The following is a 13,277-nucleotide window of genomic DNA, read 5'->3' on the forward strand; positions in this document are numbered from 1 at the left end:
TGCGAAGTGGACTCTTACGCACACATCTCTACTTGTACATACAAGCATATGCAATCAAGCGGCCAACTTTCTGAGGAAGCTGTCGAGATTTTTTTGGAATGCGTGCGCGGGCCTTGGAAATTAAGGCTTGGAGGCTTGATGAAATTTCTTTCGCAGGAGGATTACGGCGAGGGAGGGTTGTCTCAATAACGTGCTTTTGCGCCACGCTGGGGCGTTCGGTAACAAATTGGTGCGGGGCTGGAAACAGATTTTATGATCACTACAAAACAAATGTGGGAGCTGGCTTGCCTGCGATGGCGGCGTATCAGTCAGCACATCTGATACTGATACACCGCCATCGCAGGCAAGCCAGCTCCCACAATTTTTTAACCGCGTGCGGTCAGTTCGATGACGCAGCTGCGGCCAGTGATAGAGATGTCCAACAGCCCAGTGTTACCGTCGATTTGCAGGCAATCGTGATGCCCCAGCTTCTCGCCCAGCACCTTCACCTCATCCGCCACGCTGAACACCAGCACGGTATGCGCTGTGCTGAAAAACTGCTGCACACCATCCACCCACTGCAACCGTGCGTGGTAACGCTCAGGCAAATAAATCAGGTTGAAATCGCGAATCGGCCCGGTAATCAGCCGGCAAGACACTTCACTTTCCCCACTGAACGCAAACGGCTGCAGCGGTAACAACCCGCGCTGCTCCTCGCCATCCACCGTCAACACCATGCCCGCGCCCTTGATCACGGTGATCACACGCTGGTAGCCGGCAAAGGTGGAGAACCCGCCCGACTCGGCGATATCGGCAATCGACAGGCGCCAGCCGAAACCCTCCAGGCCTTCGCCTGCATCACGGGTGATTTCTTCGGTGCTGCCGCCGCCGTTTTTCCAGGGCATGCGTACGTATTCGGCGGCGCGCCAGACTTTCACGCTACTCATTTACTGAAACGTCCTTCCAGGCTATGACGGGAACCGGGGTGGATCAAACGCGCGGCGGTCACTGGCTGGCGACCGGACCAGGTGCGACGACGGATCAGCAGGCACGGCTCACTCGGTTCGATCTGAAGCAGCTTGCACTCCTCGGCATCGGCGAGGATCGCTTCGACCACATGCTCGCCTTCGGTCAACGGCGCGACCTGGTTCAAATAGGCGTACGGGGTTTGCTGGGTGAAATCCTGCTGCAAGTAGTCCGGCGCCACCAGGGCGTTGACGAAACGGTCTTCGATTTGCACCGGGATGTCGTTTTCGAAGTGCACAATCAGCGAATGGAACACCCGCCCGCCTTCGCGCATCTCCAGGGCGACCGCGCGCTCGGAGCCTGCGGCCTCTTCACATAAGTGGATGACCTGGCAGGTATGCCGATGACCGCGCGAGGCGATCTCGTCGGCAATGTTGTGCACTTCAAACAGCGCCGATTGGCTCTTGGGCTCGGCGACGAACGTACCAACGCCTTGCATGCGCACCAGCAACCCTTCGGCGGTGAGCTCGCGCAGGGCGCGGTTGATGGTCATGCGGCTGAAGCCCAGTTGGCTGACCAGCTCGCTCTCGGACGGCACGCGGTAATGCGGCGGCCAGTTGCCGTTGAGGATCTGCTGGCTGATCATCTGTTTGACGCGGGCATACAAGGGCGCCGGACTTTCGTCCATGTGGGCAGCCAGCGAAGACTTGGCAGGCGGAGTCGGCACAGGGAATCCTTGCAGGGGGAAAAGATGCATAGATTGCCGGAGTTTACCGAGCAGGCAAACGTCTGTATATGTATATACAAATAAACACACGACCGGGGTGCCTTGATCATGTCCGCTTTCTTTGCCGAACGCGCGCTGCTGCCTAATGGATGGGCCAACGATGTACGCTTTGAAGTCAACGCCGAAGGGGTGCTGACAAAGGTTGAGGCCAATGCCAATGCAGACGGCGCCGAGCGGCTCAGAGGCCCGGTTCTGGCGGGCATGCCGAATTTGCACTCCCATGCATTCCAGCGCGCCATGGCGGGTTTGGCGGAAGTGGCCGGCAACCCGAATGACAGTTTCTGGACCTGGCGCGATTTGATGTACCGCATGGTCGGCAAGATCAGCCCGGAGCAATTGCAGGTCATCGCGCGGCAGCTCTATATCGAAATGCTCAAGGCCGGTTATACCTCGGTGGCCGAGTTTCATTACGTCCACCACGACGTCAGCGGCCAGCCGTATGCCGACCGCACCGAGCTGTCGCAGCAGATCAGCCAGGCAGCCGCCAGCAGCGGGATTGGCCTGACGCTGCTCCCAGTGCTTTACACCCATTCCGGGTTTGGCGGCCAGGCGCCGAATGAAGGCCAGCGGCGGTTTATCAACAGCACTGAACACTACCTGGACCTGCAAACGCGGCTCAAACCGATCCTCGCTGCACAACCGGCACAGCAGTTGGGTTTGTGCTTTCACTCCCTGCGCGCCGTCACGCCGCAACAAATCAATGAGGTTCTGGCCGCCAGCGACAAGGCGTGCCCGGTGCATATCCACATCGCCGAGCAGCAAAAGGAAGTCGACGACTGCCTGGCCTGGAGCGGCAAGCGTCCTTTGCAATGGCTGTATGACAATGTCGACGTCGATGAGCGTTGGTGCCTGGTACACGCGACGCACGCCAATGCCGAAGAGGTGACGCGCATGGCCAAGAGCCGCGCGATTGCCGGCTTGTGCCTGACCACTGAAGCCAACCTGGGCGACGGGATTTTCCCGGCGGTGGATTTCCTCGCCCAGGGCGGACGCATGGGCATCGGTTCCGACAGCCATGTGTCGCTGAGCGTGGTGGAAGAGTTGCGTTGGCTGGAGTACGGCCAGCGCCTGCGTGACCAACGGCGTAATCGTTTGTACCGCAGTGATCAGCCGATGGTTGGCCGTACGCTGTTTGACGCCGCGCTGGACGGCGGTGCCCAGGCATTGGGCCAGCCGATTGGTCGGCTGGAAGTGGGCAAGCGTGCGGATTGGATAGTGCTGGATGGCAATGACCCCTACCTGGCGACGGCGACTGAGGATGGGATTCTCAATCGCTGGTTGTTCGCGGGCGGCGATCGGCAGGTACGGGATGTGCTGGTGAACGGAAAGTGGGTGGTGCGCGATGGGCGTCATGCCGGCGAAGAAGAAAGCAGCCGCGCCTTCACGCAAGTTTTGAAGGAACTGCTCGGTTAAAACTGTGGGAGCTGGCTTGCCTGCGATGCAGCCACCTCGGTGTATCAGTTACACCTTGGTGATGCTATCGCAGGCAAGCCAGCTCCCACATTGTTTGCTCGGCAGTGGCTCAAGTTTATTGCGAGGTCTTCGCCATCTGCTTGTCCGACGTACGCCAGATCAACCGCGTGGTGTCGTAACCCTGCTGCCGCGCCCTGCTCAGCAGGTCTTCGCGGGTATCGGCATTCACCGTCTGCGTGCGAGACAGAATCCACATATAACGCCGGCTCGGGCTGCCCACGATGGCGGTCTTGTAGTCATCGCTCACGTACAGCACCCAGTAATCGCCCTTGGCGACGCCCGGCAGCAGCGACGTGAACCAGTTATTGAATTCGACCCAAAGCTTGTCGGTCTTGCCCGGCACCTGCGGCGTGGCCTTGCCCTTGGCTTCTTCCCACTTCCACTCAGTCGTCAGGCAGCGGTTGAACACCGACATATCGCCATCAGGCAGCAAGGTGTAGCGGGCTTCGGACTGCGCGCAGTTGCGCTGGAAGTACATCGGCAATCGGGCCAACTCATACCAGGTGCCCTGGTAACGCTTGAGGTTGACGTTGCTCGCGGTCTTGGGTTGCAGATCATCGCCAGAATGGCTGGCGCATCCTGCCAAAAACAGGCTGGCACAAAGGAACAAAACAAAACGCATCATTCTTCTTCTCCCGCAGGCTCGCGCCCCGGTTTACTTCAGGCCTTGCCCGGAAAACATCAGAACTTTGTCACCGGCGTACTGCACGCTGATAAAGCTGTTTTTATCGCCCCACGTGCAACTGGACATGCCCAGTGCGCCGGAACAATCGGTCGGCTTACCCAGCAACGACTCCACCTCGGCCTTGGCCATGCCAGCCGACAGCTTCGCGTAATTTTCTTGATTGACCTTGCTGCAAGCGGCCAACAGCACGCAAAAAGCCAGCAGGGCGAGACGGCGTAACGACATGGAAAAACTCCTGGAGAGACGAAGCAGTTGGGGTATCTGCCAGAAGCTTAGAAGGGAAAAGGGGTGTCTGGTTCCCGACGTGCAAAAACAAAAAAGCCCCGGAAACGCTGAAACGTTTCGGGGCTCCTTCAGTGACTGTAAGGCTTACTTTTTGTGATAAGCCGTCACACGCTCAACTTCTTCCTTCGAACCCAGGAACACCGCCACACGCTGGTGCAAGCCTTCAGGCTGGATGTCGAGGATGCGCTGGTGGCCGTCGGTGGACGCACCGCCTGCCTGCTCAACGAGGAACGACATCGGGTTGGCTTCATACATCAAACGCAGTTTGCCCGGCTTGGACGGCTCGCGGCTGTCGCGTGGGTACATGAACAGGCCGCCACGGGTCAGAATACGGTGCACGTCGGCAACCATCGCGGCCACCCAGCGCATGTTGAAGTTCTTCTTCAACGGGCCTTCTTCGCCTTCCATCAGCTCGTTGACGTAGCGTTTCACCGGTTCTTCCCAGTGGCGCTGGTTGGACATGTTGATCGCAAATTCCTGGGTGGAAGCAGGAATGGAAATGTCTTCGTGGGTCAGCACAAAGCTGCCCATTTCGCGGTCCAGGGTGAAACCTTTGACGCCGTCGCCCAGGGTCAGCACCAGCATGGTCTGCGGGCCATAGATGGCGTAACCGGCAGCGACCTGCTCGGTGCCCGGCTGCAGGAAGGCCTTCTCGTTCAGGGCTTCGTTCTGGCTCAGGTATTCGTTCGGGCAGCGCAGTACCGAGAAGATGGTGCCGACCGGTGCGTTGATGTCGATGTTGGACGAGCCGTCCAGCGGGTCGAACACCAGCAGGTAAGCGCCTTTCGGGTATTTACCCGGGATCTGGTAGGCATTGTCCATTTCTTCGGACGCCATGCCAGCCAGGTGGCCACCCCATTCGTTGGCTTCGAGCAGGATCTCGTTGGAGAGTACATCGAGCTTCTTCTGCACTTCACCTTGGACGTTTTCAGTGCCCATGCTGCCCAGGACACCACCCAACGCGCCTTTGGACACGGCATGGCTGATTTCCTTGCAAGCACGCGCCACCACTTCGATAAGGAAGCGCAGATCGGCAGGCGTGTTGTTGCTGCGGGTCTGCTCGATCAAATAGCGACTCAGGGTAACGCGGGACATGTAAGGCTCCGGAGAATGGGGGGGCTGAAAAAACCCGCGCAGTTTAACGCGAGTCGAGGGTTATTTCCTCTCATCAGAGGATTTAACCCCAATAGAGTTCACGGTTTGGCCACAGGCTTGCGCAACAAACTGTAGGCCATCGCCCCCAGCGCCGCCACACCAAGCAAGAGCACGCCCCATAAGCCAAGCTTCTTCCAATCGATGCCGACTGCGGGCGAAGCGGCAAAGGCAGGCTGTTTGACCACCCCCTCCCCCGCTACTTCCGCCTTGCCAAGGGTCTTGAGACGCTCGGCGCTGTAGTCAGGAATCAGCGTGGACAAAGGCAAGTTGGCCGCCTTCACCGACGCATTGCCCAGCACCAGAGTAAACGGCGGTTCACCCCGCGCCAGGAACACCAACTGCGTCGCGCGTACGGCAAAACGCAGGGCCGGTGCTTCAACGCCCAGGCCGCCGCCGCGTTCATCCACCTGCAACTTGAGCTCGGCAACGGTCAAGCCCGGCAGTTGCAACTCATCCTGCACCACGTCTTGGCCGTTCTGAGTCAGGCGGTACAACAAACCATTGCTCAGCGGCTGCCAGGGCTGATTGGCTTCGCGGCGACCCGACAAGGTGACCGGCGCCAGCGTGTTGGGTTGCTTCAGTTCGATACGCAAACGCTCGACATTCAACCCCGTCGGCAACTGCCAGCTGTATTCCCCGGCCTTGAGCCGCGCGCCCGCCAACGGTGGCGACCACACCAGCGGCGCCGGCAAGTTGCTGCTGGTCGCGCTGATCAGCCTGGCCGAAGTCAGCTGCGGCGCCTCCTGGCCCTGCCACACCAGGCGCAGGTAGCGCGCGCTTTGCCCGGGCAGACTCACGTCATGCTGCTCGACACGCTCATCGGCAAATGAAAGCCGCGCCACCTGGCCATCGCCCCAGGGTTCCCAGTGCTGCAGATCATCACTGGCTTCGATGCTGAAACGCTGGAAGCCGTCGCGCTCGCGGCTCCAGTCCAGGCTCAGTTGCTGCAACGGCGCCTTGATCGCACTCGCGTCCAGCACCCAACCGCGCAACACTTGTTTGCCCGCTTTGGACGGCCGCACTTCCAGCAGCGTGCCTTCGGTGGTGGCTTTCATCACCACCTCCGGCAACGCCTCGTGGGTGTCGGCGGCGTACAGCGGGAACCACTTCACATCCGCCACATTGCGGCTCTCGGAGCGCTGTGCCGATTGACGGGACAATGCATAAGCCTGCTGCTCACCTGCGGCATTGAACACGCGAACGTCACTGAGATCCGCCTGACGCGCGCTCAGTTGCACGGCCAGCGGCAATTCCAGGCGATACCAAGGGCCATTGCCGCTCACGGCCAGCGGCACGTGCGTGGTGAAATCCGCCGGATTGTCCTGCGCGCCCGCCGCCGAACACACCAGCCATACCGCCAACCCGCCGAGACTCAGCTTGCCCATCAAGACGACGCTCCTTCGGTTTCAACCACAGGTTCAGCACGCTTGGGCGGCAGCGGCGCAAAGTAGCCCACCACCAGCAACAGCCCGCCCACGCCGATAAACGACACGATCCGCGCCAGCCCGCCACGGTTACTCAGTTCGACAAAGAACAGTTTGGCCACCACCACTGCAATCAGCGCCGCGCCGATCAGCCACACTTCGCGGCGATGGCGCAGGTGGCCGCCGATCATCAAGCCGAGGGCGATCAGGGTCCACACAATCGACAGGCCAGCCTGCACCAGCATGGACTCCAGCAATGCTTCCAGATGGAATGGCACGCCGCCCCACTGGTGAGCAGCCCGCATGACCAGCGCGGTAAAAAACGCGAACAGCGAGATGCCTGCCACGCCTTGGGCGAGCCGTTCAACACGTGGCCCGCGCTCCGGCGCCACGCTGCGCGACCACAGGAAAACACCGAGCAACGCGAACAGCAGGCCCAGATCCAGCGGGTTGAGCAGCGGCACATACGGCAATGGCTCGGCCGTACCGTCGCTGAACATATTCGCCAGCCAGAACCAGCCAAGCATCAGCACGGCCAGCGGCAACACCGCCAGCACGCGGTATTCATGCGGATACGCCGACACCGGCCACGGCCAACTGCGTGGCGCAGCCGCCAGCACCAGATACAGACTCGGCAGAATCGCCCAACCCAGCCAGCGCCAGGCGTTGTACTCGCTCGACAGCAACAGCAGGCCGTAACGCAACTCCAGCGCCAGCACTCCAATCAGCATCCAGCAGCCCAATACATGGGCCACGCTCAACACCGTATTCGGAACCAGCGCCGCCAGACGGCGCAGCGAGATGAAGTGCACGGTGAACACTATCAGCCAGGCCAGCCAGCCGAACTGCGCCGCCGGGTGATAGAACTCAGTCCACGCGCCCCACAACACCAGACCCGCCGCAGGCATCAGCAACGTGCTGGCGATACCCAAAGCCACCCAGCGCAAACGCAGTGCCAATGCCGCCCAAATCGCCGCGCTCAGCGCGGCCGCCAGCACCAACAGCGGAGCGTGCAAGGCCGCAGGCGCCAGGCGCCACACTTCAATGATCACCGCCAAGGCCCACCAGGCCACACCCCAGGCCAGCAGACCTGAAGACAAGCGGCCCCGGGGCAAGCGCCACGCGCCGAGCATCGCCGCCAAGGCAATGATCAGCGGCGTCCAGGCGTTGGCCACGGGGTCGAGCGCAAATAGCGCGCCACCCAGCACCTGCCCGACCACGCCACAACGCACGATCACTGGCGAACCGATACGCCGGCCTGCCCACAGGATCGCCAGGCCAGCGATGGCCCAACTGACGATGCTGCCTTGCGTCGAAAATAACAGCGGCGCCAGCAAATAAGCGCTGCCAAGGCCAAGTACGGCGAGCCAGGGCGCACTCAGTCGTTCCCAACGCCGAGTATGTTCCGGCGCAGCGGTGTGCAGTTGATAAAAGCTGAACAACAGCGCCGCGCCCAGCAACAACGCCCCCAATGGCGGCCCCTGCAGCAAAGTGTCCTGGCTGTCGCGCAGTTCACCGAGGAAGGCGAGCAGCGAACCCAGTTGCAGCAACAAGGCGAACGCCCGCGCCACGGGGCGCTGCTGACGCATGCCGAGCCAGAAGATGCCGGCACCCTCGACAGCCCATGCGGCGGCCGTCCAGCGCGCATCGAGCCCCAACGGAATCGCGAGGCTGGCAAAGATCACACCCAACGCCAGGCAGGTTTCGGCCAGCAACACGGCACGCCCGCCACTGAGCAGCCGCGCCAGCCCCATGTAGAGAACGCCAAGCCCCAAGGCGCTGAACGCGGCGGCGAATTCCAGGTGTTGCACCAGCGCGAATTGCAGGCCAAAGCCCACCAGCGGAGGCCCGAACAGCAGGCTGCCATCAACATAATCGCCCTTGGCCACCGACCAGCGCAGCAGCGCGTCGCGGCCCTCAGGCGCCTCCCCTCTCTCCAACAATTTGCGCCGGGCGAACAACAGGCCGATGGCCAGGTACATCAGGAAAAACACAATGAGGAACGGCTCAGTGCTCCACAGCAACTCCGGCGTGTAGGAGCGCATGCCCCAGACGAAGCCGATGCCGAAGGTGCCAACAAAACCGATCAGGTTGAGCGGGCGCCAGGCCTTGAACCAGGCAATCGCCAGGATGCCCGCGTTGAGCAACGCGAAGTAACTGAACAGCGCGACGTGGTTGCCGGCGCCGGTGGACGCCAGGATCGGCGCGGCGAACCCGCCGAGGGCCGCCGCGCAAGCAAGGCCGAGTGCGTCCTGGGTAATCGCCAGAATCGCCGAAAACACGGTGACCGCCACCAGCAAGCCAAACGCCGCACCCGGGTCGATCAGCGGGTGCAAACGCATCGCGGCGAACACGGTGAGGTACAACACCGCGATGCCGGTGCCTTGCAGCATCAAGCCGTAATTGCTGTTGCGCAGCCGCAACCACCAACCCAGGCCCAGCAGGCCGACGGCGGCGGCAGCAACACCGGCATAACGCAGCTCAATCGGCACCACCATGCCTTCGGTGGCGTAGCGCAGCAGGAAGGCCAGGCCGAGGAACAGCAGCACCACGCCGACGCGCAACACGGTGTTGCCGCCGAACAGCCAGTTGCGCGCGCCATTGATGGCACGTTCGATCAGGTTGGGGCCGCGCGGGGCAGCAGGTTCGGTGGGACGTTGCGTTGGCGAAGGTGCCCAAACATCAGCGGGCAATGGCTGGCTTGGCGCGGTGTGCATGGCGACCGACTCAAGTTCGGCGGGCAGTTCCCAAACCAGCTCAGGCGCCTTGGCGACAGGTGCCTGCTCGGGGGCTGGCGGTTCGACGTTGACAGGGCTTATCGGCGCAGGCGCTTCCAGTTGCCGCAGGCGTTCACCCAGGGCAATCAGCGCCTTCTGCGTGGTTTCCAGCTGACCCGCTTGCTTGTGCGCCTGGGCGGCGAGCTGTGACAGGCGAATCGCCTGGCCGATGCCCAACCCCAGCAGCGCGCCGAAACCGGCATCGGTGAACGACTCATCGAGCGTCCAGCCGAGCACCAGGCCCATCAGCATGAAAATCCATTGCATGGTCGATATCCCTAGGCAAACCGAGGCTTAGTATATCGACGCGGACCTAATGTGGTAGCGGGCTTGTGTGGGAGCCGGGCTTGCCCGCGATGCAGACACCTCGGAGTTTCAGTCACACCGCGGTGATGCTATCGCAGGCAAGCCAGCTCCCACACAAGCCCGCTACCAATTTGGTGTTGCGGTGTTTAGTCGAGGGCTTTCCAGATTTCGGTCGCGTATTCGCGGATGGTCCGATCCGAACTGAACCAGCCCATTCGCGCGGTATTCAGCACTGCCGAACGCCACCACGCCTTGGAATCATGCCAATGCGCTTCGACCCGTGCCTGGGCATCCCAGTAGGAGTCAAAGTCGGCACACACCAGGAAACGGTCGTAGTCGATCAGCCCGTCGATCAGGCCCACATAGCGGCCCGGATCATCCGGCGAGAACACCCCGCCACGAATCGCTTGCAGTACGTCATTCAAACGATGGGACGCGGCAATGTCCGGCCCCGCGTTGAACTCGCCGGCGTGCTTGCGGGCTTCCACCTGTTGCGCACTGAGGCCGAAGATGAACATGTGCTCGGCGCCCACGCGCTCGTGCATTTCCACGTTGGCGCCGTCCATGGTGCCGATGGTCAGCGCGCCGTTGAGGCCGAACTTCATGTTGCTGGTGCCGGAGGCTTCAAAGCCGGCGGTGGAAATCTGCTCCGACAAATCCGCCGCCGGAATGATGCTTTCCGCCAGGCTGACGTTGTAGTTGGGCAGGAACACCACCTTGAGCAGGCCGCGCACGGTCGGGTCGTTGTTGACGGTGCGGGCGATGTCATTGGTCAGTTTGATGATCAATTTGGCCTGGTGATAACTGGCCGCCGCCTTGCCGGAGAAGATCTTCACCCGCGGCACCCAGTTGGTGCCCGGCTCGGCACGGATCGCCTGGTACAGCGCCACGGTGTGCAGCAGGTTCAGCAACTGGCGCTTGTACTCGTGGATGCGCTTGACCTGCACGTCGAACATCGCCGCCGGGTTGACCGCAATACCCAGGCGCTCGTGGATGATCTCGGCCAATGCGCGCTTACTGTGCAGGCGCTGCTCGGCGAAGCTTTTGCGGAAGGCCTGCTTCTCGGCGAAGGGTTCAAGTTCGACCAAACGCTGCTCGGGCTTGTCGAGAATGTCCGGCCCCAGGGCTTCCACCAGCATCTCGGTGAGTTTGGGGTTGGCCTGGTACAGCCAGCGGCGGAAGGTGATGCCGTTGGTTTTGTTGTTGATGCGCTCCGGGTAGAGCTTGTGCAGCTCGGAGAACACCGTGCTGCGCATCAGCTGGGTATGCAGCCCGGATACGCCGTTGACACTGTGGGAACCGAGAAACGCCAGGTTGCCCATGCGCACGCGGCGGCCGTTGTCTTCTTCGATCAGCGACACGGCGCGCAGCACGTCAAAGTCATGGATGCCTTTGGCGCGCAGCGAGTCGATGTGCTGGGCGTTGATCAGGTAGATGATCTGCATGTGCCGGGGCAGCATGCGTTCCATCAGGCCTACAGGCCAGGTTTCCAGGGCTTCGGGCAACAAGGTGTGGTTGGTGTAGGAAAGGGTTTCGACGGTGACGTCCCACGCGGCTTCCCACGGGATGTCGTGCAAATCCACCAGTTGGCGCATCAGCTCGGCCACAGCGATGGACGGGTGGGTGTCGTTAAGCTGGATCGCGGCGTGCTCGCCCAGGCTCAGCACCGAGCCGTGCATGTTCTTGTGGCGGCGCAGCAAATCCTGCAACGAAGCGGAGACGAAGAAGTACTCCTGACGCAGGCGCAGTTCCTGCCCTGCTTCGGTGCTGTCGGCCGGGTAAAGCACGCGGGAGATGCTTTCGGCACGGGCGACTTCGGCAACGGCGCCCAAGTGGTCACCGGCGTTGAAACGCTCCAGGTGCAGGTCCTCAACCGCGCGGGCACGCCACAGGCGCAGGGTGTTGACGCTGGCACCGCGCCAGCCGACTACCGGGGTGTCGTAAGCGACCGCACGCACGGTTTCGTTGGGCGACCACACCTGGATCATCTTGCCGGAGGCGTCCGCGAGGGTTTCGACGCTGCCGCCAAAGCCGATCGGGTAGATCACTTCGGCCCGCTCGAACTCCCACGGGTTACCGAAATCCAGCCAACGCTCGGTCTGCTCCTGCTGCCAGCCATCGACAATCGCTTGGCGAAACAGGCCGTGCTCGTAACGGATGCCATAACCATGACCGGCAATGCCCAAGGTCGACATGCTTTCCATAAAGCACGCCGCCAAGCGGCCCAGGCCGCCGTTGCCGAGGGCCGCGTCGGGCTCCAGCAGGCGAATGCGCTCAAGATCCACGCCCAGTTCAACCAGCGCTTCGCGGGCAATCTCCAGAATGCCGAGGTTGCTCAGGCTGTCGTAGAGCAGGCGGCCGATGAGAAATTCCAGGGAAAGGTAATAAACCCGCTTCTGGCCTTTGCGGTAAATGCGCCGCGTGTGGTCCATCCAGTGATCGACCATCTGGTCGCGCGCGGCCAGGGCAATGGCTTCGAACCAGTCGTGGTCGAAGGCGTGGTCGGGGTCTTTGCCCACCGCGTAGGTGAGTTTGGTTAAGACAGCCTCGCGAAATGCGGCTACCTCTGCTTCTCGTGCAAGCGGTTCCTGAGACATCGATGCGACCTCGGGCGAGATTGAAGGAGTTGCTAGAGCCTAGTCGGTCTGACAGACGGTAGACGCTCTGGTTCGGCAGTTTTTTAACTCATTCACGTTTACCGGTTTTAGATGCAGGGGCCGTGCCCGATCACGCATTTTCCAAACCTTTGGGCTGAAACCCGCAAAATATTGTTCAAAAAACCACCAATCCCGGTATGATCGCGCGCCCGGATACAGCCCCACCTTTTGGAACCCTGATGAAGCCTCAACTGATCGCCGCCGCGGAACTCGACCGTCTTGAAACGTGGCAGAAATACTCCGCGCACATGTGCGGCGGCTGCGTGTCCAGCTGCTGCACGCTGCCGGTCGAAGTGAAGATCAAGGACCTGATCCGCATTGGCATCGTCGATGAATTCGAGCGTGGTGACCCGCCGAAGAACATCGCCAAGCGTTTGCAGAAAGAAGGCATCGTGGAGCGCTTCAATTCCAAATCCGAAATTTTTACCCTGCAACGCATGAGCAACAACGACTGCTTGTACCTGGATCGTAAGACGCGCTTCTGCACTATTTATGACAAGCGCCCGGATACCTGCCGCAACCACCCGAAAATCGGGCCGCGCCCGGGGTATTGCGCGTACAAGCCGAAGGAAGTGGTGCGCGAGACCAAGTTCAAGACCCTCGACAAGTTCTGATCCAAATTTTTTATTGCTTGGACTACCGCTTTCGCGAGCAAGCCCGCTCCCACATTTGAATGCATTCCAAAGTTGGAACTCGGTCAAATGTGGGAGCGGGCTTGCTCGCGAAGGGGCCAGCGCAATCACTGCACATTCTGCAGGCACAAAAAAACGCCCCCGGCCTTTC

General features: G+C 61.3%; 10 protein-coding genes. 2 read left to right on the plus strand and 8 right to left on the minus strand.

Annotated features, from left to right (window positions below; genetic code table 11):
• Positions 1–365: 365 nt before the first annotated feature.
• Together AB4P94_RS04325 and hutC are read right to left on the minus strand one after the other, a co-directional pair.
• Positions 366–926 (minus strand): HutD family protein, encoded by a 561-nt coding sequence (locus AB4P94_RS04325; protein ID WP_395609547.1) that lies wholly within the window; start codon positions 924–926, stop codon positions 366–368.
• On the minus strand, positions 923–1,633 hold the full coding sequence (hutC, locus tag AB4P94_RS04330) for a histidine utilization repressor (RefSeq protein ID WP_232000148.1): 711 nt from the start codon (positions 1,631–1,633) through the stop codon (positions 923–925). Before hutC ends, AB4P94_RS04325 begins: the two co-directional genes overlap by 4 nt.
• A gap of 147 nt (positions 1,634–1,780) precedes the next feature.
• On the opposite strand from hutC, the gene AB4P94_RS04335 reads away from it, so the two are divergent.
• On the plus strand, positions 1,781–3,145 hold the full coding sequence (locus AB4P94_RS04335; protein ID WP_395609548.1) for a formimidoylglutamate deiminase: 1,365 nt from the start codon (positions 1,781–1,783) through the stop codon (positions 3,143–3,145).
• 115 nt (positions 3,146–3,260) lie between these two features.
• Here AB4P94_RS04335 and AB4P94_RS04340 read toward each other — a convergent pair whose 3' ends face one another.
• From AB4P94_RS04340 to AB4P94_RS04365, 6 genes are all read right to left on the minus strand, one after another.
• Complete coding sequence (locus AB4P94_RS04340; RefSeq protein ID WP_395609549.1) at positions 3,261–3,830, minus strand: lipocalin family protein; 570 nt, start codon at positions 3,828–3,830, stop codon at positions 3,261–3,263.
• A 30-nt stretch (positions 3,831–3,860) separates the two neighbouring features.
• Positions 3,861–4,115 (minus strand): hypothetical protein, encoded by a 255-nt coding sequence (locus AB4P94_RS04345; RefSeq protein ID WP_017849914.1) that lies wholly within the window; start codon positions 4,113–4,115, stop codon positions 3,861–3,863.
• Between the two features lie 144 nt (positions 4,116–4,259).
• Complete coding sequence (locus AB4P94_RS04350) at positions 4,260–5,270, minus strand: class 1 fructose-bisphosphatase (protein WP_003187818.1); 1,011 nt, start codon at positions 5,268–5,270, stop codon at positions 4,260–4,262.
• Positions 5,271–5,368: 98 nt separating this feature from the next.
• Positions 5,369–6,715, minus strand: a complete 1,347-nt coding sequence (locus AB4P94_RS04355; RefSeq protein ID WP_395609550.1) for a DUF3999 domain-containing protein — start codon at positions 6,713–6,715, stop codon at positions 5,369–5,371.
• The gene (locus tag AB4P94_RS04360; RefSeq protein ID WP_395609551.1) at positions 6,715–9,798 is read right to left on the minus strand and encodes a DUF2339 domain-containing protein; all 3,084 of its coding nucleotides are present in this window, start codon (positions 9,796–9,798) and stop codon (positions 6,715–6,717) included. Before AB4P94_RS04360 ends, AB4P94_RS04355 begins: the two co-directional genes overlap by 1 nt.
• Before the next feature lie 185 nt (positions 9,799–9,983).
• Positions 9,984–12,434: a glycogen/starch/alpha-glucan phosphorylase gene (locus AB4P94_RS04365; RefSeq protein ID WP_395609552.1), complete on the minus strand. Its 2,451-nt coding sequence runs from the start codon at positions 12,432–12,434 to the stop codon at positions 9,984–9,986.
• Positions 12,435–12,673: 239 nt separating this feature from the next.
• On the opposite strand from AB4P94_RS04365, the gene AB4P94_RS04370 reads away from it, so the two are divergent.
• A complete protein-coding gene (locus AB4P94_RS04370) occupies positions 12,674–13,108 on the plus strand; it encodes a YkgJ family cysteine cluster protein (protein WP_017529542.1) in 435 nt (144 codons plus the stop codon).
• The last annotated feature ends 169 nt before the right edge of the window (positions 13,109–13,277 follow it).

The sequence above is a fragment of the Pseudomonas sp. B22129 genome, assembly GCF_044218875.1.
Taxonomy (GTDB): Bacteria; Pseudomonadota; Gammaproteobacteria; order Pseudomonadales; family Pseudomonadaceae; genus Aquipseudomonas.

Excerpts from the sequence above, each read along its gene's own strand:
- AB4P94_RS04325 (WP_395609547.1), bottom strand. The coding sequence starts at position 926 with ATGAGTAGCGTGAAAGTCTGGCGCGCCGCCGAATACGTACGCATGCCC.
- hutC (WP_232000148.1), bottom strand. The coding sequence starts at position 1,633 with ATGGACGAAAGTCCGGCGCCCTTGTATGCCCGCGTCAAACAGATGATC.
- AB4P94_RS04335 (WP_395609548.1), top strand. The coding sequence starts at position 1,781 with ATGTCCGCTTTCTTTGCCGAACGCGCGCTGCTGCCTAATGGATGGGCC.
- AB4P94_RS04340 (WP_395609549.1), bottom strand. The coding sequence starts at position 3,830 with ATGATGCGTTTTGTTTTGTTCCTTTGTGCCAGCCTGTTTTTGGCAGGA.
- AB4P94_RS04345 (WP_017849914.1), bottom strand. The coding sequence starts at position 4,115 with ATGTCGTTACGCCGTCTCGCCCTGCTGGCTTTTTGCGTGCTGTTGGCC.
- AB4P94_RS04350 (WP_003187818.1), bottom strand. The coding sequence starts at position 5,270 with ATGTCCCGCGTTACCCTGAGTCGCTATTTGATCGAGCAGACCCGCAGC.
- AB4P94_RS04355 (WP_395609550.1), bottom strand. The coding sequence starts at position 6,715 with ATGGGCAAGCTGAGTCTCGGCGGGTTGGCGGTATGGCTGGTGTGTTCG.
- AB4P94_RS04360 (WP_395609551.1), bottom strand. The coding sequence starts at position 9,798 with ATGCAATGGATTTTCATGCTGATGGGCCTGGTGCTCGGCTGGACGCTC.
- AB4P94_RS04365 (WP_395609552.1), bottom strand. The coding sequence starts at position 12,434 with ATGTCTCAGGAACCGCTTGCACGAGAAGCAGAGGTAGCCGCATTTCGC.
- AB4P94_RS04370 (WP_017529542.1), top strand. The coding sequence starts at position 12,674 with ATGAAGCCTCAACTGATCGCCGCCGCGGAACTCGACCGTCTTGAAACG.